Origin of the sequence: Candidatus Defluviilinea gracilis (genome assembly GCA_016716235.1) — a bacterium.
Taxonomy (GTDB): domain Bacteria; phylum Chloroflexota; class Anaerolineae; order Anaerolineales; family Villigracilaceae; genus Defluviilinea; species Defluviilinea gracilis.
Genome location: JADJWS010000001.1, coordinates 2,013,451 through 2,036,382, shown reverse-complemented (window position 1 = coordinate 2,036,382; position 22,932 = coordinate 2,013,451). Strand labels below are relative to the sequence as shown.

23 protein-coding genes, 2 tRNA genes and 1 pseudogene are annotated in these 22,932 nt (G+C 53.9%); 14 read left to right on the top strand and 12 right to left on the bottom strand.

Annotated elements, in window-relative coordinates:
* The first annotated feature begins 195 nt into the window (after positions 1-195).
* The 8 genes from IPM31_09575 (at position 196) to IPM31_09540 (ending at position 7,288) form a co-directional block, all read left to right on the top strand.
* Positions 196-1,296, top strand: a complete 1,101-nt coding sequence (locus tag IPM31_09575; GenBank protein ID MBK9007227.1) for an alpha/beta hydrolase — start codon at positions 196-198, stop codon at positions 1,294-1,296.
* An 83-nt stretch (positions 1,297-1,379) separates the two neighbouring features.
* Positions 1,380-2,150, top strand: a complete 771-nt coding sequence (locus tag IPM31_09570) for a CPBP family intramembrane metalloprotease (protein MBK9007226.1) — start codon at positions 1,380-1,382, stop codon at positions 2,148-2,150.
* Entirely contained in the window at positions 2,147-3,001 is an 855-nt protein-coding gene (locus IPM31_09565) for a hypothetical protein (GenBank protein ID MBK9007225.1), read from the top strand. The genes IPM31_09570 and IPM31_09565 overlap by 4 nt, the downstream gene beginning before the upstream one ends.
* Before the next feature lie 2 nt (positions 3,002-3,003).
* Positions 3,004-3,186 carry a DUF2759 domain-containing protein gene (locus IPM31_09560; GenBank protein ID MBK9007224.1) on the top strand — a complete coding sequence of 61 codons (183 nt, stop codon included), beginning with the start codon at positions 3,004-3,006 and terminating at the stop codon, positions 3,184-3,186.
* Positions 3,187-3,287: 101 nt separating this feature from the next.
* Positions 3,288-4,547: a glycosyltransferase family 1 protein gene (locus IPM31_09555; GenBank protein MBK9007223.1), complete on the top strand. Its 1,260-nt coding sequence runs from the start codon at positions 3,288-3,290 to the stop codon at positions 4,545-4,547.
* Positions 4,548-4,550: 3 nt separating this feature from the next.
* Entirely contained in the window at positions 4,551-5,345 is a 795-nt protein-coding gene (locus tag IPM31_09550) for a 2-oxo acid dehydrogenase subunit E2 (protein ID MBK9007222.1), read from the top strand.
* A gap of 6 nt (positions 5,346-5,351) precedes the next feature.
* Positions 5,352-6,431: an alpha/beta hydrolase gene (locus IPM31_09545; GenBank protein ID MBK9007221.1), complete on the top strand. Its 1,080-nt coding sequence runs from the start codon at positions 5,352-5,354 to the stop codon at positions 6,429-6,431.
* A complete protein-coding gene (locus tag IPM31_09540; GenBank protein MBK9007220.1) occupies positions 6,428-7,288 on the top strand; it encodes a CPBP family intramembrane metalloprotease in 861 nt (286 codons plus the stop codon). The genes IPM31_09545 and IPM31_09540 overlap by 4 nt, the downstream gene beginning before the upstream one ends.
* 79 nt (positions 7,289-7,367) lie before the next feature.
* Here the strand turns inward: IPM31_09540 and IPM31_09535 are convergent, their stop codons facing one another.
* From IPM31_09535 to IPM31_09515, 5 genes and pseudogenes are all read right to left on the bottom strand, one after another.
* Complete coding sequence (locus tag IPM31_09535; protein MBK9007219.1) at positions 7,368-8,054, bottom strand: rhomboid family intramembrane serine protease; 687 nt, start codon at positions 8,052-8,054, stop codon at positions 7,368-7,370.
* A gap of 6 nt (positions 8,055-8,060) precedes the next feature.
* A complete protein-coding gene (locus IPM31_09530; protein ID MBK9007218.1) occupies positions 8,061-9,086 on the bottom strand; it encodes a hypothetical protein in 1,026 nt (341 codons plus the stop codon).
* Positions 9,087-9,227: 141 nt separating this feature from the next.
* Positions 9,228-11,689, bottom strand: a pseudogene (locus IPM31_09525) (leucine--tRNA ligase).
* A 782-nt stretch (positions 11,690-12,471) separates the two neighbouring features.
* A tRNA-Ala gene (locus IPM31_09520) sits at positions 12,472-12,544 on the bottom strand.
* Between the two features lie 87 nt (positions 12,545-12,631).
* Positions 12,632-12,707, bottom strand: a tRNA-Ala gene (locus IPM31_09515).
* 227 nt (positions 12,708-12,934) lie between these two features.
* On the opposite strand from IPM31_09515, the gene radC reads away from it, so the two are divergent.
* The 5 genes from radC (at position 12,935) to IPM31_09490 (ending at position 15,073) form a co-directional block, all read left to right on the top strand.
* Positions 12,935-13,606 (top strand): DNA repair protein RadC, encoded by a 672-nt coding sequence (gene radC, locus IPM31_09510; protein ID MBK9007217.1) that lies wholly within the window; start codon positions 12,935-12,937, stop codon positions 13,604-13,606.
* Between the two features lie 33 nt (positions 13,607-13,639).
* Positions 13,640-13,900 (top strand): type II toxin-antitoxin system HicA family toxin, encoded by a 261-nt coding sequence (locus IPM31_09505; GenBank protein ID MBK9007216.1) that lies wholly within the window; start codon positions 13,640-13,642, stop codon positions 13,898-13,900.
* Entirely contained in the window at positions 13,897-14,226 is a 330-nt protein-coding gene (locus tag IPM31_09500; protein ID MBK9007215.1) for a type II toxin-antitoxin system HicB family antitoxin, read from the top strand. The genes IPM31_09505 and IPM31_09500 overlap by 4 nt, the downstream gene beginning before the upstream one ends.
* The gene (locus IPM31_09495) at positions 14,227-14,337 is read left to right on the top strand and encodes a hypothetical protein (GenBank protein ID MBK9007214.1); all 111 of its coding nucleotides are present in this window, start codon (positions 14,227-14,229) and stop codon (positions 14,335-14,337) included. It begins immediately after the preceding gene.
* Between the two features lie 70 nt (positions 14,338-14,407).
* On the top strand, positions 14,408-15,073 hold the full coding sequence (locus tag IPM31_09490) for a hypothetical protein (GenBank protein ID MBK9007213.1): 666 nt from the start codon (positions 14,408-14,410) through the stop codon (positions 15,071-15,073).
* 10 nt (positions 15,074-15,083) lie between these two features.
* Here the strand turns inward: IPM31_09490 and IPM31_09485 are convergent, their stop codons facing one another.
* From IPM31_09485 to IPM31_09465, 5 genes are all read right to left on the bottom strand, one after another.
* On the bottom strand, positions 15,084-15,374 hold the full coding sequence (locus IPM31_09485) for an acylphosphatase (GenBank protein MBK9007212.1): 291 nt from the start codon (positions 15,372-15,374) through the stop codon (positions 15,084-15,086).
* Between the two features lie 131 nt (positions 15,375-15,505).
* On the bottom strand, positions 15,506-16,717 hold the full coding sequence (locus tag IPM31_09480; protein ID MBK9007211.1) for a hypothetical protein: 1,212 nt from the start codon (positions 16,715-16,717) through the stop codon (positions 15,506-15,508).
* Positions 16,718-16,719: 2 nt separating this feature from the next.
* A complete protein-coding gene (locus IPM31_09475) occupies positions 16,720-17,637 on the bottom strand; it encodes an AEC family transporter (GenBank protein MBK9007210.1) in 918 nt (305 codons plus the stop codon).
* A gap of 252 nt (positions 17,638-17,889) precedes the next feature.
* Positions 17,890-18,891 carry a HEAT repeat domain-containing protein gene (locus IPM31_09470; protein MBK9007209.1) on the bottom strand — a complete coding sequence of 334 codons (1,002 nt, stop codon included), beginning with the start codon at positions 18,889-18,891 and terminating at the stop codon, positions 17,890-17,892.
* A gap of 3 nt (positions 18,892-18,894) precedes the next feature.
* On the bottom strand, positions 18,895-20,013 hold the full coding sequence (locus IPM31_09465; protein ID MBK9007208.1) for a site-2 protease family protein: 1,119 nt from the start codon (positions 20,011-20,013) through the stop codon (positions 18,895-18,897).
* A gap of 210 nt (positions 20,014-20,223) precedes the next feature.
* Here IPM31_09465 and IPM31_09460 point away from each other — a divergent pair, with 210 nt between their 5' ends.
* Positions 20,224-20,574 carry a histidine triad nucleotide-binding protein gene (locus IPM31_09460; GenBank protein ID MBK9007207.1) on the top strand — a complete coding sequence of 117 codons (351 nt, stop codon included), beginning with the start codon at positions 20,224-20,226 and terminating at the stop codon, positions 20,572-20,574.
* Positions 20,575-20,626: 52 nt separating this feature from the next.
* On the opposite strand, the gene IPM31_09455 is transcribed toward IPM31_09460, so the two are convergent.
* Entirely contained in the window at positions 20,627-21,466 is an 840-nt protein-coding gene (locus tag IPM31_09455; protein ID MBK9007206.1) for a LysM peptidoglycan-binding domain-containing protein, read from the bottom strand.
* 433 nt (positions 21,467-21,899) lie between these two features.
* Complete coding sequence (locus IPM31_09450) at positions 21,900-22,913, bottom strand: NAD-dependent epimerase/dehydratase family protein (GenBank protein ID MBK9007205.1); 1,014 nt, start codon at positions 22,911-22,913, stop codon at positions 21,900-21,902.
* Positions 22,914-22,932 lie beyond the last annotated feature (19 nt).

The window sequence follows — 22,932 nt, the reverse complement described above, 5'->3', positions numbered from 1 at the left end:
GACTGTTGCGCCGAACCAGAGTAACGGTAGAATGAATCGGAATGAAATCGCACAGCGCTTTTCGGCAGCGGTCAGCGTTTTTGGTTGTAATTAACTGCGAATTCGACAATACACCTGCGGGGAATCAACAGAGGTTTGCGCTCAACTCAGGGAGGAAGCGCACCGCTACCGAAAATAAGCAGAAAGGAATTTCCGATGAATACATCGAACAAGATTGGAGTTCGAATGCTCTTCCTGCTCATTCCTTTGTTGTTGGTCGCGGTGGTGATCTACTCACAGTGGACGGCGCATACTCCCGCCATCCTCGGCGCGGATGGGAAAAACCTGCCCGGCAGTATCGCCTCGCTTGAAAAAGTGAAACTTGGCGGCGTCGACCAGTGGCTCATCATTCGCGGGCATGATGTCAACAAGCCTGTCCTGCTCTTTCTCTCCGGAGGACCTGGAGCCAGCGAGTCGGCGCGCGTGTTGCGCTTCAACAGCGAACTGGAAAAACACTTTGTGGTCGTCATCTGGGAACAGCGAGGCTGCGGTAAATCTTATCCCTCGCTCAACCCTAAATCCGACTTGACCATTGACCAATATGTGTCAGATGTCATCGAACTAAGCGAATTGTTGCGCGTCCGCTTCAAGGAGCAGAAAATCTATCTGGTGGGACATTCCTGGGGCACCATCATCGGAGCGCTTGCCGCCCAACAACGCTCCGATCTATTCCACGCCTACATTGGAACAGCGCAGATGGTGGACGTGCGGGCAACTGACCAGATGATTTACGATCTGGTGCTGGAACACTCCATTCAAACCGGCGACACGGACTTTGCGCAAACCCTTGAAAAGCAGGGGCCGCCACCGTACTTCGGCAAGAGCCCCATCAAGCCATATGCCACGCTGTTCGGACGCGAATACCAATTCTTTGAAGTGCCGAACATCAAAGACGAAACCTATCGCCGCGAAGGTGATGCCATTCAGTTGATGCTCAAACAACCCGAATACGGCTGGCTGGACCGGGTTTATTACCTGCTTGGGCTGATGAACACCTTCAATGTAGTCTATCCGCAATTGCAGGAGTTGGATTTTCGTGTGGACGCCGCCCGTCTTGATCTGCCCGTCTACATCGTGCTTGGGCGGCACGACATGAACAATCCATCGAGCATTCCAGAAGAGTATTTCAACTTGCTCGAAGCGCCAAAAAAAGAATTGATCTTTTTTGAAAACTCCGGACACGGCATGATCTGGGAGGAAGCCGATCTGTTCCACCGCCTGATGGTGGAGACCATCCTCCCTGAAACCTACAAATAGAGATAGCGGATTCGTTGTCCAGAAGGTTGGTTCAAAACCGCCTCTAACGAGATAGGCACTATCGTCTCATCCAGGAGTCTCCCATGAAACTAGCCCCATTGATCGAACGTCATCCGTATCGGTTTGTTGCCATCATGGAGGCTATGGTCGTGGTGGTTTACCTTCTTGCGGGGACATTCGCCTACTTCTTCGGTCTCGCCAACATGACGCTCTACGGTCTTGCCAACCTCGGGCTGACGCTCATCGTCATTGTTTTGCTGACCCGATTAAAGTGGTGGGAGTCCATCGGCTTCACGCCTCTGCGACGGCGAAGCGACCTGCTCTATTTCCTCATTCCTCTCATTCCCGCAATCCTCAATTTGATCCCAGGCGCGCAGATCGAAAGTTTTGCCCAAGTATCCGCAGTGTTTGCCGTTGCGTTGGCTGTGGCATTCGCCGAGGAAACCGTCTTTCGCGGGTTGATGTTGCAAGCCATAAAACCTCTCGGTCATTGGAGAGCCGCGATCGTCACCGCATTGCTCTTTGGGTTGACCCATGCCATGAATGCCCTGACGGGAAAAAATATGTTGGCGAGCGCGATGCAAATCGGGTATGCGACCGCCATCGGCTTTGCCTACGCCGCGCTGGCGCTAAAGAAAGACGCTCTCTGGCTTTTAATCCTCTCGCATTTTCTCACCGATTTTATTTTCTTCCTTCAGAAGCCTGGCTTTGTGATGCCTCCCTTCTGGCAATCCTCCCTTGTCGTCGGCCTGACGATCATCTTCACAGCCTATGGGATTTTCATGATGCGACAAAAATCCCGTTTGCAAAGTAACGCGCCAGCGCAACGCCTGAGCGAAGGAAAAAGCGCATGAACACCAACTCCCTACTTAAATGGCTCGTCCCCGCGATCATTCTGCTGACGCTCCTCGCTACGCTGGCTGGTTTATTACCGGGCGAGGGACAACCCTTTGCCATCACCAACTTTCGCGGCGAGGCGGTGACCATCAACGCGCGCGGACTCTACTACTGGGATACCGTCAGTTCCGCCGCGCAGATGCAAGCCAACGACCTGGTGACGCTGGCGCTTGGTTTGCCCCTGCTTGCCATCTCTTTTTGGCTGACCTTGCGCGGCTCCCTGCGCGGACGCCTGCTCATGACCGGCACGCTCGGCTTCATCCTCTATACCTACATCACCATGTGCTTCGGCGCGGCATATAACAAATTCTTTCTGATCTATGTGGCGCTATCCAGCCTGAGCCTGTTCGCCTTTATCCTGAGCATGATGTCGTTTGACCTCAAGGCGCTACCCTCTCACTTCTCCGAAACACTGCCGCGCGGCTCGATCGCCGGACTGCTTTTCTTTGCCGCCGCGTTTCTCTCGCTGGCGTGGCTGGGGCGCATCGCCGCAACGTTTGCGCCGAACGCCATCCCTGCGCTGGAAAACACAACCAGCATGTTCATCCAGGCGATGGACTTGGGACTCATCGTCCCGCTCTGTGTGATGTCGGGCATCCTGCTTCTGCGCCGCCGCGCGTGGGGCTACCTGCTGGCGTCTATCGGTTTGATGAAATTCCTGACGATGGGCGTCGCGGTCAGTGTGATGAGCCTCAACATGTTGCGCGTTGGCGTGTCCATCAGCATGGTGGAAGTGACAGTGTTTCCGATCATCGCCATCGCCAACATGGTCATGGTGGCGTTATTGCTCAGAAACATCAAGGAGTAAAAATGAACAACACGTTTGGTCTCTACGTTGTTTTGGGATTGATCGTCGGGGCGCTGTTTGGCGCATCTTTCATCCCCATCAGCGAGAACGATGCGCTTGCGATTTTGGGCGGAGCGCTCGCGGGCGTTTTCATCGGATGGTTCATATTCGCCGCCATGAACATGCGCAAGCAGGATCGAAAATGATTCGGAGGCGATCAAGGCTGACGACGGGCGCATCAAACCGACGGGAGACCTGATTCGCCGCCTGACGCCTTGAGTCAACTTTGAGGAGGAATCATCCAGCCATGCGCGTCGTCATCTTTGGCGCGGGGTCGCAAGGCGATATCCAGCCCTGCGTTCGATTCGGAAAGGGCTTGCGAAACGACGGCTACGATGTGCTCGTGGCGGCTCCGCAAAACTTTGCGAAACTGAGCGCCGAATATGGCTTGGCATTTTATCCATTGCGCGGCGATACGCAAAAAATTATGGCGGGCGAGACCGGGCAAGACTTCATGGAACGAAGCGGCGCGAACCCGATTCGTGCCATCGTCGCAATGCGAAACATGTTGAGACCGATCGCAACCCAAATGGCGGAAGACGCGCTCACAGCCAGCCGCGAGGCGGAGGCGTTCATCACGCTGGCGGTGTTCGCGCCGTTTGGTAAAACAATCGCCGAGATTCTGGGCATTCCGCTGATGCTCATCGAGCCGACGCCAACCCTGCCGACTGGCGATTTTGCGGGCGCGGGGTTTCCCATTCAAAAGAATCTTGGCAGGTTGTTCAATCGTCTTTCGGGCTTGGTCATGTTGGAAGCGCTCTGGCAATGGTATCGCCCATTTGTAAATGAATTTCGGAAACGGCATGGATTGAAGCCGCTGCATGGCGCAGACTTCCATCGCGCGTTGACCTCCGCGCCTTTGTTGGGCGCCTATAGCCCGACGGTGATTCCACATCCGCGCGATTGGGGGGATCACGCGCATATCGTCGGGTATTGGTTTCAGAAGGATGCAAACGAATGGCATCCGCCAATTGAATTGAAAAAGTTTCTAGATCAAGGTGAAACGCCCGTTTATATCGGCTTTGGGAGCATGTCGGGACGCGACCCTGAACGCTTCACAAAGATCGTACTCAACGCCTTGCTGAAAACAGGTCAACGCGGAGTGATCGCCACTGGCTGGGGCGGCATGAGCGCGATGAATGTTCCGAAAAACATCTTCGCGCTGGATTCTGCGCCGCATGGCTGGCTCTTTCCGCGCATGGCGGCGGTTGTACATCATGGCGGGGCTGGCACAACCGCGGAGGGTTTGCGGGCGGGGATGCCATCGGTCATTGTTCCGTTCACGGTGGACCAACCATTTTGGGGAAACAGAGTCAGGTCGCTGGGCGCGGGACCCGAGCCCATCCGCGCTTCACAATTGACAGCCGACGCGCTGGCGAACGCGATTCACATTGCAGTCATAGACAAGAGCATGAGGGAGCGGGCATGTTCAATCGGACAAGCGATCCGCGCCGAGGATGGCATCGGCAACGCTGTGAAGATCGTCGGGCAATATTTGGGAGCATAAACAATGAAGATTGAGCCGTATCAGGTTATCCCCTTTCCAAAGATCCGCCGCCTGATGGTGGACGGCGGGCGGCTGGCTAAACAGAAACATCTCATCCACGGCTTGGTGGAGATGGATGTGACCGACGCGCGTCGGTTGATTCGCGATCATAAGGCGAAGACCGGCGAAGCGCTTTCGTTTACTGCCTTTATCATTTCCTGTCTTGGGCAGGCGGTGGATGCGAACAAGCACATGCAAGCCTATCGCACATGGCGGGAGAAACTCGTCCTGTTTCACGATGTGGATGTCAACACCATGTTCGAAGTGGAAGTAGACGGCCGCAAGATCATCCGCCCGCATATTCTTCGGGCGGTCAACAGGAAAACCCTGCGCGAGATTCATGAGGAGTTGCGCGCCTTTCAGGCTGAACACGAAAACGGGCGGGAAGCGAGTTTCATCGGCTGGTTCGTCCTCCTGCCCGCGTTCATCCGCCGCCTGTTTTTGGGAGCGCTGTTCAAGAACCCACATTGGTTGAAGGAAATGAACGGCACAGTCTCCCTGACCTCTGTGGGCATGTTTGGGGATGGTGGCGGCTGGGGCATTCCCGTTCCCATTCATACGCTTCAGGTCACGCTGGGGGGCATCGCGAAGAAACCGATGCTCCTCAACGGGCAACTGGAGAACCGCGAATATCTATGCGTGACGATCAGCCTCGATCACGACATCGTGGATGGCGCTCCCGCCGCGCGCTTTATCCAACGATTGAAGGAACTCGTCGAAAGCGGTCACAAAATCTCCGACTTCATCGAGAAAGCGTGAGGAGATATGAACCATCTGAATCGTCAACAATCCGCCGCCGAACGCCGCAGGAAAATTGCGGCACGAATCGGAATTGGAATACTCTCAATAATTGTCTTGAGTGTTGTGGCGTTATTCCCGCCATACCGACCGATCGCCCCCAGTGGGAAATACGAAGTAACCACAGTCCGCCACACCTACATTGACCCAAATCGAATCGAAGGATTCAACGATAACGGCGAACACAGAAAGGTCAATGTCGTCTTCTGGTTTCCAGAAAATGCCAGGGACGGCGAAAAATTTCCCCTTGTCGTATTTTCACACGGAGGGCTTGGCACGGAAAATAGCAACGAATCCCTCTATCTTGAACTGGCAAGTCACGGCTATGTTGTTGCCTCCATCGGACATCCGTATCATACGCTCTGGACAAAGGATGAAGCGGGTCGTACCACCTTGATCAACGGAGACTATTTCAAAGACATTCAGCGGGAAAACGCAAAAAAGGATAAGGAGCAGAGCCTTCGCTTGTACGGGGAATGGATGAAAACCCGCACAGAGGATATCAACTTTGTGATTGACACAATCGTGGCAAACGCGGCGGACAAGGATGCGGGCGTTTCCGCATTGGTTGATACGGGAAAAATCGGCGTCATCGGTCACTCGCTCGGCGGTTCTGCGATGCTAGCCATCCCGCGACAGCGGAACGATGTGGATGCGGTCATTGCGCTGGAATCCCCGTTCCTCTACGACATCGTCGGCGTTGACAATAACGAATTCGTATGGAGCGACCAACCCTATCTCGCGCCGACGTTGAACATCTATTCAGATAGTTCCTGGAACCATCTCTCGGAATGGTCGCAATATGCCAGAAACTACGAATACCTCTCCAGTCCCCCGGAGAATATCCATAACCTGTATTTATCCGGCGCGGGTCATTTTTCCCTGACCGACCTCTCGCTCGCCAGTCCGCTATTGACAAGGCTGTTCGAAGGCGGGCAGGCTAATCATGATCGTGAAGGCTACCTGCGGAGGGTAAATTTGGCGTGTCTTGAATTTTTCGACCGCTACTTGAAAAATATCGACGAGGCGACGGAGGGGAAACGATGAAGAACAAATACTCAACCCTCTTCCGCTTCGACAGGCTCAGCGCAACGCTCGTTATTACCGCGATCATAACGATATTTCTCACGCGTGCCTGGCTGGCTTCCTCGATTCCAGCGCCGCGCACATTTGAAGTTTTCGATACGCTCACTGTGGCGGGCGCATTCCTCGTTCTTATGAAGAGCCATCGCAACCTGCGGCGTGGCGATTGGATCATCGCATTGATCTTGGGCGCGGTGATCGGTATGGGGATGCTGTTCGCCTCTCTCTTTTCGCCTTATCCCTTCTTTGGAATCGTTCGCGACAAAATCGGGCAGGCATGGATTCGCGGGAGTTTTACGTTCCTCGCCACCCTGGGCGGGCTCGCGATCATGCGTCAGGGTGGACCGGTGCAACTCCATGCCGCCAATGGCAACTGGCGGGAAACGAGTCGAGGCATCCTGCTGGGGTTAGCCATGGGTCTGCCGCTGGCTCTTTTGAACGTCTTTGCCTTGCAGATGACCCAGGGACAGTCGGCGCAATGGCAAAAACCCATGCCCGCGCTTCTGGACGCTCTTCAACCGGGCATTGTTGAGGAGGTAATCTATCGCTTCGCCCTCTGGGGGTTGCTCTGGTTGATATTGCAACGTTCACTCCCGCAACAGGCGATCTGGTTGGCGGGCTTGCTGGCAATGCTCACGCATACGTACTCACATTTTGACGATTTGTTCATCCAGTCGCCTCTGACCGCCTTGGGAATGGGCGCCGCGCTGGCTCTCCTCTGGGGACTTCCGCCGCTAATTCTGGCGCGCCGCCGCGGACTCGAGTCTGCTATTGCGTTTCACTGGATTCAGGACGCCGCGCGATTCATGACAGGATTTTGATCTCCTTGACGACGAAGAAAGACGTTGCAAGAAGCCCGAGTCGCATCCCTGTTGCAGGTTTCCCGGCTCCTGGTTTTCGTCATACTGCCACATTACTCATGTAGCGCGCAAAAGCCTCAGGTTTCAGAAACAAGAAGATGAAAATACAGGCGACAAATCCGCCAAGATGCGCCCAATACCCGATGCCGTAGTGAACGCCATTCATAAAGCTATCGAGCGCGGGGGGAATTTGTATCACAAGGTAATACAGCACAAACCAGAAGGCGCGTATTTTAGGCCACGTGGGAATAATATAAATAATCCATAATGCGCGAATACGCCCCTCGGGGAACAATAATAAGTAAGCGCCCATCACGCCGAAGATCGCTCCGCTTGCGCCAATGCCGGGAATTGCCTCATGAGGTTGAACGAGCGCGGTAATGAAATCGGCGGAGGTTCCAGCCACCAGATAATACAGCAGGAAGCGGACCGGTCCGCAGGCATCTTCCACCCGTCGACCAAACACCCACAGGAAGAGCATATTACTGACCAGGTGAAACATGCCGCCGTGCAAGAACACCGAGGTAATGCTCGAGATCATTCCAGCGCCCTCTCTGGACCACATTAGCGACGGCGTGGAGCCAAAAAGCCAGAATACCGCATTCAGAGTTTCAGCAGGCAGAGTGAGTTCCCAGACAAGAACGATCGAGTTGACCGCGATCAGGAAAACGGTCATGATCGGAAACAGGCTGTAACGGTTCGGCTCAGTGTCATTGAGTGGAAGCATACTGTTTTATGGAGATCCCCAAAGGATGGAGTTTACCAGGCGCTGATACGCCATGAGGACCAACATCACATGCGGAAGCAGGACGAAACACCAGCCTGCCGAAGCAACCAGCGCGCGGGCGGCTGGAGCGCCGCCCGCGCCGACATCCTTGAAGAGGAGATACCATAGGCGATGACGAGAGCGCACGGATGCCAGCGCGATCATGAAGCTCCCGAACAAAACCAATAAAAATCCAAACCATAAAAACGGCTCGGGGTGGGCAAATGGGTTGATCCCCGTCTGGATCAACATCAAAAGCAGGTATAAAAGCGCGGGTCCGCCGGTCAGGCGGGCAACCGAGATACCGGGCGGGATACGAGCGATATTTTCCTGAAGCAGGTTTTCCAATTTGACGATGCGCCAATAGATCATATTCCATTGCCGCTTTGATTTTGTATTTGCCGCAACCTGCCCATAGACCGAGATCGCTTGTTCAAAATTCCCCTGCTCTTCATACATCTCAGCCAGTTCCATCGGATTTTGCTGAAAATGCTTGAGCCGCTGAAGGTCGCGTTTCACCTGGATATCCTCCGGCGTCAACGCCAACAATTTTTCAAGCGAGCGGATTTTTTCATCGGCATCGGGAGATAACTGCGCCAGGGAGCGCCAGACATCGGCATGGTTGATATTCCTTTGAGCCAGACTGCGAGCAAGTTCCAATGCCGATTCAAGTTTTCGCTCTTTAATCAACTCTTGTATATGGCGCGCCTGTTCACCGGCTTGGATTCGTTGCTCCTCTACTTGCTGTTGCCGTTCAGCCTGCAACCTGATGAGCAAGTGTCTGGCGTTTAAGTTCCCCGCATTGATCGCCAAAACTTGTTCGCAAGCATAGATGCGGTCATCCAGATCGTCCAACAGATCGATCAACCACATCCATGCCAATTCGTTCCGAGGCTCTGCCTCGATGACTTGCAGGAACATATCCCGCGCGCCCAATTCACGTCCAGCGCGCGCCGCCGCTATCGCTTGTCGAAGCAGGTTATCTTCCGTCATGGCTTATTGGATAAGGCGTATTGTATCCGTAATTCCCCTCCATGAAGCGATCAAAGTAAACGCAAGTTCCCCTGTTCATAAATAATCCCCGAAGGTCTCAAAACCTTCAGGGACTATTCATCTACTCTCTACCCTCTACTATTACACCACCACACTCACCAACTTCCCATGCGCCACAATGACCTTGCGCGGCTCCCTGCCTTCCAGATATTTCTGGACGATCTCACTCGCCAGTGCGGCTTTGCGGATTTCCTCTTCGCTCGCGTCCACAGCGACGACGATTCGGTCGCGCACTTTGCCGTTGACCTGCACGGGAATCTCGATCGAGTCTTCCCTTGCGGCGGATTCGTCCACTTGGGGCCACTTCTGCTGATGGATCGAGTACGGCTTACTTAATTGATTCGTCCACAATTCTTCGGCGATATGCGGCGCGACGGGAGCCATCATCTTCACGTAGATTTCAGTCGCCTCATCCCATTCGGGTGTACCGACCGCGCCAGCCTCGCGAGCTTTGTACATTTCGTTCAGCAACTCCATCAGCGAGGAGATGATCGTATTGAACTCGAAGTTCTCGAAGTCGTGCGTGACGCGCTTCAGGGTCTGGTGGACGCGTCGGCGTAGATTCTTTTTCACGTCGGCAGAGGCAGTTGGAGGCGTGGAAGGATCCGTGAACAGTGTCCACACGCGGCGCATCCATCTTGCAGTCCCTTCGATGCCGTTTGAGTCCCAGGGCGCGCCTTGTTGCCAGCGCGCGAAGAACATCAAATACGCGCGGACGGTATCGGCTCCATATTTTTCACCAACACATCGGGCGCAACGACATTGCCTTTGCTCTTCGACATCTTGCTGTTATCTTCCGCCAACACCATGCCCTGATTGCGCAACTGCATCACGGGTTCGCTGCCCTCGGTGATGCCCATGTCGCGCAACGCCTTGTGAAAAAAGCGGAAGTACAGCAAGTGCATGTTGGCATGTTCGCTTCCGCCCGTGTATGTGTCAACGGGCATCCAATAGTTGTATTCGGCATCGTCGAACGGCGCGTCGTTATCGCGCGGACTCAGATAACGCAAGTGATACCACGATGAACACATGAACGTATCCATCGTATCCGTTTCGCGCGTGGCAGGCTCGCCGCACACAGGGCAAGTCGCGTCCTTCCACGTCGGATGAAACTTCAACGGCGACTCGCCCGTCGGCTTCCATTCGTCAATATCATCGGGCAACAGCACGGGCAGTTGATCATCAGGCACGGGGTTCCATCCGTGCGTTTCGCAATACACCATTGGGATCGGCGCGCCCCAAAAACGTTGGCGCGAGATCAACCAATCGCGATAGCGATAATTCACATCGCGCTTGCCAATCCCTTTTTGCTCCAAATATTCAATCACCGCTTTGATCGCGGGATTCTTCATGCCTTTATCGTTCGTGGCGCGCGTGCCATTGAACGGACCCGAATTGATCATCACGCCATCATGCGGATACGCTTCGATCATCGTCTCGCCGTTTAACTCCATGCCTTCTGCCTGGATAACGGGAATCACTTTCAACCCGAACTTGCGCGCAAATTCAAAGTCGCGTTCGTCGTGCGCAGGCACAGCCATGATCGCGCCCGTGCCGTACGACATCAACACATAATCCGCAACCCAGATGGGGACGCGCTCCTCATTCACTGGATTGATGGCATAGCCGCCCGTGAAGACGCCCGTCTTCTCTTTATCTTTCGCTTCGCGCTGGATGTCGGTCTGCTTCTCCGCTTCAGCCTTATACACGTGGACGGCTTCCGCGTTCTCCGCCGTGGTGACTTTATCCACCAGCGGATGCTCAGGCGACATCACCATGAACGTCGCGCCCCACAATGTGTCGGGACGTGTTGTAAATATTTCAATGGGATCGCCCGTTTCAGTTTTGAACGTCACCGACGCCCCCTCCGACCGACCGATCCAATTCGTCTGCGAAGTTTTGATGAACTCGGGCCAATCAATGCCATCGAAGTGCAGTAATTCATCCGCATATTTTGTCGCTTTGAAGAACCACTGCTCCAACTCTTTCTTGATCACAGGCGTTCCGCAACGGTCACAGACTCGATCCTCGCCTTTGACTTGTTCGCGCGCCAGAGTCGTGTTGTCCTTCGGGCACCAATCCACGGCTTGCTTTTTGCGATACGCCAATCCGTGTTTGTACAACTGGATAAAGAACCACTGCGTCCATCGGTAATATTCGGGGTCAGACGAGACCGCCTCGCGCTCCCAATCGAACATCGCACCCATCGTGCGCATCTGTTTACGCATCCGCTCGATGTTTTGATATGTCCATTTTTTCGGATGGATATTGTGCTTGATCGCCGCGCCCTCCGCTGGCAGACCGAACGCGTCGAACCCCATCGGGAACATGACGTTGTATCCCTGCATCCGCTTGAACCGCGCCCGCGCATCGGACGGAGTCATCGCGTACCAGTGACCGATGTGCAAGTCGCCGCTGGGATACGGTAACATCGTCAGCGCGTAATGTTTCGGTTTGCTGTTATCAATCACCGCGCGATACAACTTATCCGCTTCCCACTTTGCCTGCCACTTCGGCTCAAAGGCTTGCGGGTCGAAAGACATATCCTTATTCGCCGTAGTGACGACTTTAGTCGTCTTATTTCTCACAGGCGCGGACTTTCTAGCCATCGATACAGGCTTCGTCACCTTCTTCTTCACCGCGACAACTTTCTTCTTCGCTGGCGATGCTTTCGATTTCAAAGTCTTTTTCACCTTTGGCGCGTTGTTCTTTTTAGTAGTTGTTTTCTTCTTCTTAGTAGCCATTCTTACCTCATTATGAGTTTCAGATTCCAGGTTTCAAGTTCCAAGCGTTGCCCTGAGATTGTCGATGGGTTTTGGTTTTTCGTTTCTTTGCGCATGAGGAGGCGAGGAAGGAGAGGTCCCTGCTTCCAGAAAATGAAATTGATTCCATCGCTCATATGTGCCTCCTTTCAGATCTGACCATAGACCATCGACGCTAGATGATACAGGATGGTCTATCGTCCATCGTCCAGTACAAAACAAAAAACTCCTCATCCACATCAGGGACGAAGAGTTCACTCCGCGGTACCACCCAGTTTGTCAATTAGTCTCCTAGTCTCTAGTCAACTAGTCTCTAATCAACCACTTTAATCAAGATAACGGTTGAAACCGTCGCTGACTACTCGATTCACCAGCGAAGTCCCCTTCGACTTTGGGCTAAAGCCCTCCGCTCAGGGCGACAGGCGAGTTCGGTCTCTTGGTATTCCCGTTCGATACCGTTTGAAGGGCTTCCACCTTGCCTTCCCTTCTCGCTGACGGGATGACCTACTGCTCCTGCCATAACTTTTGTTGTACGTCAAACTTAAGTTTGACATACTAAATTGTGGACCCAGAGGGATTCGAACCCTCGACCTTCTCAATGCCATTGAGACGCGCTCCCAACTGCGCTATGGGCCCCATTTCGATTTCGGATTTTCGATTTCAGATTTACGATTTGGATCGTGGGTTTCAATCGTCAATCCAAAATCGGCAATCGTAAATCGGTGGTGGACCTGAGGGGATTCGAACCCCTGGCCTCATCAGTGCGATTGATGCGCGCTCCCAACTGCGCTACAGGCCCAAAGGAAATTGCGTTCGGTATTCTACTGTACGGGTTGGGTGATGTCAAGCAACGTTTCGCTGTAAAATAGGGACAGACGATGGCTTGATCAATGAGAATGATTTGCCACAGAGCGCGCAGAGATCCTGAGTTTTTCTCAATGGTCTCAGTGAGCTCTGTGGCTAAATAAATAAACCAAAAGGGATATTTCCATGGCTGAGACAAACTCCAAACCCATCTACCGCATCATGGACTTGAGTGAGGCTGATCGCCCACGAGAGAGATTATCCACGCTGGGAGCGCAAGCCCTCACCAATGCCGAATTGATTGCCATCCTCCTGCGCGTGGGCGTGAAGGGAGAGAACGCGGTGGAGGTTGGTCAACGCCTGCTCAAAAAATTCGGGGGACTGACGGGACTCCACCGAGCGCCGTTCGCCGACCTCAAAAAGCAGCACGGACTCGGCGACGCCAAAGCCGCGCAGATCAAAGCGGCGATCGAACTCGGTCGAAGGCTGACGCTCGAATCCCCCGAAGAAAGAATCGCCATCAACTCCCCTGCCGATGCCGCCGCGCTGGTCTCGTACGAAATGTCCGCGTTGGAGCAGGAGCATCTGCGCGTGATGCTGCTCGACAGGAGGAATCGGGTGTTGGAAACCGTCGAGGTGTACAAAGGATCGGTCAACTCTTCGCAAGTGCGAGTCGGCGAGATTTTCAAGGAAGCGATCCGCAAGAACGCCTCCTGCATCGTCATCATCCACAACCACCCGAGCGGAGACCCCACTCCCAGCCCCGACGATGTCGCTGTGACGCGCGCCATCGTGCAAGCAGGCAAATTGCTCGACGTGGATGTGCTAGACCATCTCGTGATCGGTCAAGGCAAGTGGGTGTCGTTGAAAGAGAGAGGATTGGGGTTTGTATAAGCCCTTGATTATAGTATCACTTTATGATATTATATATTCGTGGACAACAAACACCGCAAAACTCTCGAAGCAATATTTGAAAAGCCGGAACGAGCCAATATTGCGTGGAGAGATGTGGAATCCTTGTTCACCGCATTGGGCGCTGAGATTACAGAAGGAAATGGCTCACGAGTGCGGGTTGCGTTGAAAGGAGTTCGGGCTGTGTTTCACCGCCCCCACCCGAGGAAAGAGACAAATAAAGGAGCCGTCAAGTCTGTTCGCAGGTTTCTTGAGACGGCAGGAGTAAAACCATGATGGAATATAAAGGATATGTCGGCAAAGTTGAAATTGACGATGATGCGGGCATTTTGCACGGCGAAGTGATCAATGTCCGTGATGTGATTACGTTCGAAGGCGAAAGCGTTGACGAGGTTCAAAAGGCATTTCGAGATTCGGTGGATGATTATCTCGACTTTTGCGCCAAACGCAATGAAACACCTGAGAAACCGTTCTCGGGCAAGTTCGTCCTTCGCCTCCCCGCTGAATTACATCGCAAAGCCTACATTCAGGCAAAATTGGAGGATAAAAGCTTGAACGGTTGGGTTACAGATGTTTTGGAAACCGCGCTTGAAAACGAGTAACTGCGCCATTGTGCAAGCAGGCAACTGCTCGATGTGGATGTGCTAGACCACCTCGTGATCGGTCAGGGCAGGTGGGTGTCGTTGAAGGAACGAGGGCTGGGGTTTGTGTAAAATAAGCGACAAAAAAGAAAACACGGATTAATTCAAACTCCTCCCATAAACACAGAAAGGCCAACGAAAAATGGAAAGTGACAATTCGGCATTTATTTACGTAAACATTTTCTTAATTGCTGCACTTCTATTTCTGTATTTTTATTTCGTAAAGGATGCTAAACAAAAAATTAAGTCCTTCTTACAAAGTAGAGGAGCAACTGACATTGAAATTTATCATGAGTGGTTCGATTTTGATCGCGACACACTCACATTCTCTGTAACTTATGTCAGTTACTTAGGCAACATACTCACTACTAGATGCAAGTTGCGTGTATTATTTGCCTCTGTAAGTGATGATGTCTTTTGGTCCGAATCTCAAGATTTGGAATTTCTCCAACCCAATCAAAAAGTTTCTTCAAAAAAATATACCAGATCTAAAGTGAATCCTAGTGAATATGAAAAGAAGATTCGTTCAAAGACAAAGAAAAAATTACCCACATTTGAAATTTTAACGACTCTGAGAGTTCCCAATAGCGACCATAAAATTGTAATGTTGAACTACACAACAGCGTTCAGAAATATTCTTCGTTGCAAACCAGATGGCTCAATAAAATGGCAGGTGGAGTTGCCTACATCAACAAATGATGTTTATACCGATGTGGCATGGAAAGATGGGCAATTAACGGCATTTAGCAGGTCTTGTATTTCCGTCGTTCTTGATGTTGAAACTGGTAAGATCATCTCGCCACAATAAGAGTTTTCCTTCACCCACTCCTCCTCACCCCAAACTCCCGAAACTCTCCTGTCACATCCTCCCACTCCACCGTTGACTCATCCACCCGCGACATGCTGGGACCTTGCTTCATCATCTCGATGAGGCGTTCCACGTTTTCGCGCTTGCCCTCTGCGATTGCTTCAACGGTGTTGTAGCCAACGTTACGAACCCAGCCTGTTAGCCCTCCAATTTGGCGCGCGTGATATTCCACGTGGGCGCGGAAGCCCACGCCCTGCACGCGTCCTTTTACGAAGATGTGTGCGCGGACAAAATCTGTCATTGGATAATTTCTCCTGTGTAAAATCGAAGGATCAACGACCATGCACAATGGACGATTGACTCATGTTCACCGATAACTAATGCATGGTCTATGGTCTATGGTCTATGGTCTATGGAGCTCAGGTCAAAAAATCACTTCCCCGGCTTCTGCCGCATCGCAAGCAACCCCAACGCCAGCGGAATGACCAGCATCACGCACAACAACACCAGGTACGGAAACGTGGCTTGCAAGGCAGTATCCACGACATCCTGCCCCAACGCCGATCGCCGCCAGTCGGCTTCCAGTTGCGTCAATGTCAATCCGTACACCAACTCCACGCCGCTGTCGCAGGCCAAACCATCGGCATAGGCAGTGGCGAGGTCGACAAGTTTGGTAACGCCGAACGTGTCGCGCAGAAAGGCGGTAAACGACCGGGCTTGGGCATACGCCAAAAACGCCGAATCAGATTGAACGGGGAAAGAAGCGCACAAATCCACGAACGGGATTAACGCGCCGCGCGCGGCGGCATCCGACAGCGCGCGATCGTATTCGGGCGTCGGGTTTGCCTCCACAAGAGTCGCGAACCCTTCGCGCAACCAAGCGGGCGCCCGATCGTATCCCTCGCCGAGGTAACGATACATGATCACATGCATCAACTCATGCGGAATGCGCCAGCCCATCAGTTCGGCTTGCTCATTGCCCGGCTCGATCACCGCCAGCGCCGCGCTGCTCGACGGCTCCGCCACACCCACCACCCACGAATCATAGCCGGGGAATTGCATATCGCTTTGCGAAGCATAGATAAAAATATCGACCGGCTGAGAAAGATCAACGGGAAAATATTGTCCGATGGTCTCCAGCCCCGCGCGCGCGGCGTTCAACGTGTCTTGCGCAAACGCATCATCGCCCCGCGCCCAGCGCAAGCGCAACCCGCCCTCATCCAACTCCTGCCAATTGAATCGATTATCGTCGTATCGAAACGAATAAAAATCGCTTTGGAACGCGGCGCCGTCGCCAAGCACAAGATCATACCGCCAATACACCAGCGTGAACGGGCGAATGTTGGTTTGCCGCGCATCCAGGGTGAATTGCGATGTTCCATCCGGGTTCACCGTCAGCGGTTCCGAACGAAGGACGTTCAACCGCTGATCGAAGATCGTGATCGACGCGCTTTGTAACGGGCTGGGCGAAAGGATCGCGGCAAGGAAATCGACTTGCTCCCCAAACCGATACACCGCCTCGACGCGCTCAAACGCGACGCCCGCCTGCCCCGCCGGCGCGTTCAACCCCGACGAGTGAACCTGCCTCGCCCACCCCAACGCATACGCCAGTGTCATGAAGATCGAGAGGCGCGCGAGTTTCACCGTCATCTCCCCAACAGCACGATCAGCGGAGTCAACGTTAGCGGGCTAAGCACTGTGCCGAGGTACACAATGGCAGTCACCAGCGATGAATCGAGTTTATATTCGGTGGCAAGGATCGTGGTATTCACCGCCGCCGGCATCGACGATTGAATTACCGCCGCCTGTTGCGCCGCGCCGCTTAACCCAAAGAGGAGGCTGAGAAAAAATCCGACGAGGGGTCCTGCCAATAGGCGCAGGGAAACGCTCAAACTCACGCCGCGCAATTTCTCCGTCCACTGCACGCGCGAGAGTTCCACGCCAAGCAGGACGATCATCATCGGAATGCTCCCGCCCGCGGCAAGCTCGATGGTGCGCGCGAGCGCCATGGGTATTTCAACATGCAACGCCCGGAACAGCACAGCGAACACCAGGCTATACACCACCGGCACTTTGAACATGCCAAGAAAGGCTTGCTTGAAGTTCATGTGCCCAAGCGAGGCGATCAACACGCCGCCGGTGTTGTGCAAAATTGCCGTGGTCACAAAGAATAGGCCGGCGTATTTTAGCGCGTCGCCGCCAAACGCAAACGATACAAGCGGAAGCCCGTAGTTGCCCGTGTTGCCAAAGACCGTGGCGATCATCACCGCCGCCAGGGTCGGGCGGTCGAGTTTAAAGGCGAGGCTAAACCCCAGCGTGATTCCCAGCATGATGAAGATGTACACGGCTGTGAAAGACACCACCTTCACGGCTTCGGTGATGTCGATCTCGTTTTGCACAAGCAGTTCAAAGACGAGCATCGGCGCAAAAATATAGAAGATCACCCGCCCAAGCGAGCGCGAGTCGATGGGGAATATTTTACCGAGGGTAAACCCAGCCCCGCTCAGGAGCAGGATCGGCAGGAGGTTGTTGGCAAATGTGGAGGCAAGAAGGGAAAGCGACATGGGTATAGAGTAAAAAGATCACGGGGATTATAACGTCTCCGTGGCCGGGAAAAATTTCTCTACGGTAGTGATGTTCGCAAAGATAGTTTCAAACTTTTTTGCCATACATCGCCCCAATATACTTTTGGAAATTGTTCAGAAGCCTCAGAAACTGTTTCCCAGCTCTTTCTTTGCCACACCTCATCTCGATGTCTTTCGGGAGAGCGCGCAGAGAATTCTGAGAAAACCCATCAAAATCTTTGAAACACTTTCTTAGGAATCTTCTTCCTCATCCTCCTCTTCGCCATCGAACTCCAGGTCGGGTTCAATGTTGAAGAGGTCGAACTTGTCCAACTCATCGGTGAAGGCGAGGTTTTCGAGCGCCTCTTCGAGGAATTCGATCTGGTCTTCATTTTCATCGTCGGTCTGGTCGAGCAGGTTTTCGATGAAGGCGCGCGCATCCTCGCCGCCGATCTGCGAAAGCGACCAGATGATCGCGCCGGTCACATCGTCGTCTTCTTCCTCTTCGACCAACTTCAATAAAATCGGGAGGGTTTCTTTGATGCCCAGTTGGCCCGCCGCTTCGACCGCGCTTTCGCGCACATTGCGGTTCACGTTGGCGAGCGAGGCGATCACATCCTCGTTCCAACGGTTGTCGGCGGAGCGCCCCATCGCAAACAGCGCGGAGGTCTGCCAGGCGGGGTCTTCGCGCTTGAACGATGACTCGATCAATGCCATCACCTCGGGGCGGGAGGAAAATCCCAGCGCTTCGAGCGCGCGCCGGCGGACCCGCCCATCGTCATTTCCATTCGCGGCGGAGAGCAGTTCATCTTCCACTTGTTGCTTGATCGCGGGAGGGATTTCTTCGAGTTCGCCAAGGGCAACGAACATGCCGAGGTTGGCGGCGGCTTCGGCGCGTGTTTGCGCGTCCGCATCCGATTTGAGCAGGTCGATGTACTGCGGGATCAGGCGGGTATCGTCCGATTCGCGCAGGAGGCGCAGAGCGCGCCCGCGCACGGAAGCATCCGCATCGTTGAGAATCGATTTTGCAAAATCGTCGAATGAGACGAGCGTATTCTCTTCGGCAAGCGCTTCAAGTTGTTCAAGCACGTTTAATTTGCGTTTGACGCTGACGCGCGACCAAATGTCGCCAAGGGTTTTGAGTTCAAGCGCGCCCATGTCGGAAAAATGGTGCAGGAACTTGGGAGAAAATTCCTTTTTCTCGTTGAGCAGGGCGTCGAGCACAAGTTGGAAGGGATTCGGGTTTGGGTTCATTGGTTATGGCACCACAATGCCGATCGGGTTAACAAAGTCCATTACGTTGACGTAGATCATGAACAACAGGAGCACGGTCATGCCGAGTCCGTGCACGAGGTTTTCCACGTTGGGGGGCACGCGGCGTCGGAAGATCAACTCTGGCAGGAGGAAGATGATGCGTCCACCATCCAGCGCGGGGAACGGGAACAGGTTGAAGATGCCGAGGCTGATCGAAAGCCCGGCAATGAGTTCAAGTGTGCGTACCGGTTGGTCGGCGGGATCGGTTGGGGCGGCGTTACCAACATTTGTGTTGGCTGTCGCTTCCATATCGTGACTCACGGTTTGCCCGATGATGTCGTAGATGCCTTTCAATCCAATCACGCGGCTTTGCTCCGGGGTGAGGGTGCCGCGAATCATTTGCGCGGGGAGCGAGATCAAATTACGGATGTTGAAGTAGGTGTACCTCGCGCCGAGGCTGAGAGTTTCAAGGGGCGAATCAGACCGAACGAAGGGCACACCCAGCCCCACTCCGATCATGACGCGGTTTTGCGTCTTGTCGAATTGCGGCTGGGCGATCAACTCCAGTTCCTCTCCGTTGCGGTTCACGAGGAAGGTCACAGGTTGGTCTTGGCCCGCATCCACGATCATGCGGAGTTCGTCGTAACTGCGGATGGGTTGCCCGTTCCCGCTGATGAAAATATCGCCGGATTGAAACCCCGCCGTCTGGGCTGGGCTTCCATCGACCACCGATGACACGAGCACGCGGGTGGTATCGGGGGCGCCGACGCGGTAGAAAATAAAACTGTAGATGAGCACAGCCGTAAGCAGGTTCATCAACGGGCCGGCGACGAGCACGGCGAAGCGCTTCCACGGTGTTGCGGCCGCCAGCCCGCCCGCCACGTTCGGGTCGTTCTCGCCTTTGGGTCTGACGAAGCCTCCGAGTGGGAGCCAGTTCAGCGTGAAGCGCGTTCCCCGCCAGGTGAAGAGGGTGATCGCGCCCGGGGTGGGCAAGCCTAACCCGAATTCTTCCACTTCGATATTGCACCAACGCGCAACGATGTAGTGCCCGAATTCGTGGATGATGACCATGCCGCTAAAGGCAAGGATAAAGACAATGGGTGTGAGAATGGTTTCGTTCATAGTTTTCCTTCGCGCGAGGATTATATCGCCAATTGACAAGACGCTCTGAGACGCAAAGAAGTTTCTAATGCTTTTCATAGGTCTGGGGTAGAATTATTCCATTGTTTTCTACCGTACAAAAGACGAAGCTGAACCGCGAAATGTCGCCATGGCGCCATGCGATACCTGCTTAGGGCACGAAGAAAACCTTAACCGGAAAGGAAAACTCTCATGACCGATAGCGCCTGTCTTTTCTGTAAGATCATTTCAGGTGAAATCCCCGGAACCGTCGTGTACCGCGATGAGCAAACCACCGCTTTCCGCGACATCAACCCGGTCGCGCCGACGCACATTCTGATCGTGCCGAACCGTCACATCGAGTCGGTTGCCGCGCTCGAGAAAGCGGATGAGTCGTTGATGGGGCATCTCGTCACGGTTGCGCGGTCCCTTGCAGAACAAGAGCGCATCGATACCACGGGCTACCGACTGATCACAAATCACGGCGCGGATGGCGGGCAAACCGTGTTCCATTTGCACCTCCATTTGATCGGCGGGCAGAGGATGAAGCACCCGATGGGGTGATGTTAGGATGAAGGATGAAAAAGCCGCCGAAAATTTCGGCGGCTTTTATGTTTTACCTTTTATCCAGCGGGCTTCCCTTCAATTTGCTTTGGGGTTGACCGGCGCGCCAGGAATAATATCCAAGCCCGGCGCCGGCGAGCAACAGCAAAATACCGAAGATACCCAGAATAGACGATCTGCCGCCGCCTTCGGTCGGTTCGCTGACTGTCACCGTTTTGGGTTGCGCCCCAAAATCAACAGATGCCCGGTCGCCTGCCCTCACGGTGAAGTTATAGCTCATCACCATGGTCGGGTTGTAACTATCGGGCACCGCCATGCTGACGTTGTAATCTCCCTGCGGCACATCTTCGAAGCACGAACGATCCGGTTCCAGCGTGTCTGGGTCGAAGGTGGAAACAGTATCCTTGGTCTCGGCATACGAGCCGTTGATGTTCGTCAGACTGACCGCGCCGCCATCGATGCCGAATTCCGTTTCCTGCCGCAACGCGTCTCCGTTGGCATCGTTGAAGAGCAGGACGCACACGATCGTTGTCCCATCGATCGGCGTGGAGGTGGGTGTCGGCGACGGAAGTGTGGGCGCGGGGCCGGCGGTAGGCTCAATAGAGATTACGCCGACAACAAGTTGTTGACCTACTGTTAGATTGCAATCCTGATCGAGGCGCGTGTTTAATAAACGTAGTTGCGCGACGGTGATCCCATGCAAGAGCGCCACCTGCCCGCAGTTATCCCCGTCCACCACTGTGTATAGGATGCGACCATCCGCTCCCGGCGTGGCAGTCACAAATCCCTGCCCGCGCGGCGCGGCGGAGGCTTGCGTCGAAGAGAAGGCAATGCCCACAACAAGAATCGACAGCAAATAAAAGCAAATAATGAGTATGGTTCTGCGGTTCATCGGCGGGATTATATCAGGGTTGGTTATTGCCTCGCGCGCGGCACTTGGAACTGCAAAGCGCGCAAGGGAAAATCGTTTCGCGCTCCTACATTCTTGCTTAGCGATAAGAACAATCGATCTACGAGAGTGTTTCTTAAGTCTTTTTGGCTCTACCGTTTTTAACGGGAAACCATTTTTCAAACACAAAGGACACGACGGTCACAAAGGAAAAACACAAGGAATCTAGGCTCTTTTCCCCCTTTGTGTACTTTGTGTCCTTCGTGGTGAGGCTCTTTCTCGTTGATTACGGGACACCCGTCTTTTTTTTGGACACGGATAACGCGGATTTCACGGAGAAAACCATTTAAAAATCCGTGTTTGACCGTGTCATCCGTCAAACTTGTACTGCGACTGAAAGGAGTGTCGAAGTATCCGTGTACTTAAGAAACAGTGTCTAAGCGTTATATCGCTTTCGGATTTCCGGCAAAAAATAATCGTCGAAGAATCGATCCGCATCGTATTCCGGTTGCCAGCCCCACTCGGCGCGCGCCAGTGAATCGTCCACATCTTCGGGCCACGAGTCGACGATGCCCTGCCGGCGCGGGTTCGGCTCGAACGTAATCTCCGCGCCGGGAAAGGCTTTCAACGCGCGGTCGCGGAACTCGCCGGCGGTAAGCGCGAATGCCGCAATGTTATATACCTGATGGCTCAACTTCTCGCGCGGCGCGTCCATCAACATCAACAGCGAGCGGATCGCGTCGGGCATTGCCATGAACGAAATTTTCGCGTCTTCGCGCGCGAAACAGGCATAGGGCTTCCCCTGCGCCGCGGCGTGGAGCATTTCCGGTCCGTAGTCGCTGGTGCCGCCGCTCGGCAGGGTAAAGGCTGAGATCAAGCCGGGGAACCGAATCGACCGAAAGTCCAGGAAGTGAGGCGGGTTTTCATCCAAATGTTTTTGACCGAAAAACTTGCTGTAATAAATTCCCAGTTTTTCACAATACAACTTATTGCATCCATACATGGTCTGCGGCGCGTTATATTCGTTTTCCTTCACGCGCCCCGCCGAGTTCTTCACCGCAAGAGTCCCCATCCCGTAGGCCGCGATCGAGCTCGGGAACAAAAACTTCACCGACTTGCGATGCTTCTCCGAACGATACGCGGCGAGCATGAGCAACTGCATGGTGCCCTCCACGTTGATGCGATGCGCCTCCTCGCTTGCCACCTCGGCTTTGGAAGACAGCGACGCCGCAAGATGAAAGATCACATCGAAATCGTAATCGTAAAATGTTTTGATCTTGTACACCAGGTCCCCCTGCACATGCTCCGCAGAAATATTCTTGATGCTCTCGGGCAACGGCGCCAGGTCCGACGTTGTGATGTGATACCCGCCGCGCCGCGCCAATGCCTGCACCAGAGCCTGACCAATTTCTCCGCACGCGCCCGTCACCAGCGCCTTCTGTTCAGTCATACAATCTCCTTGTATGCTA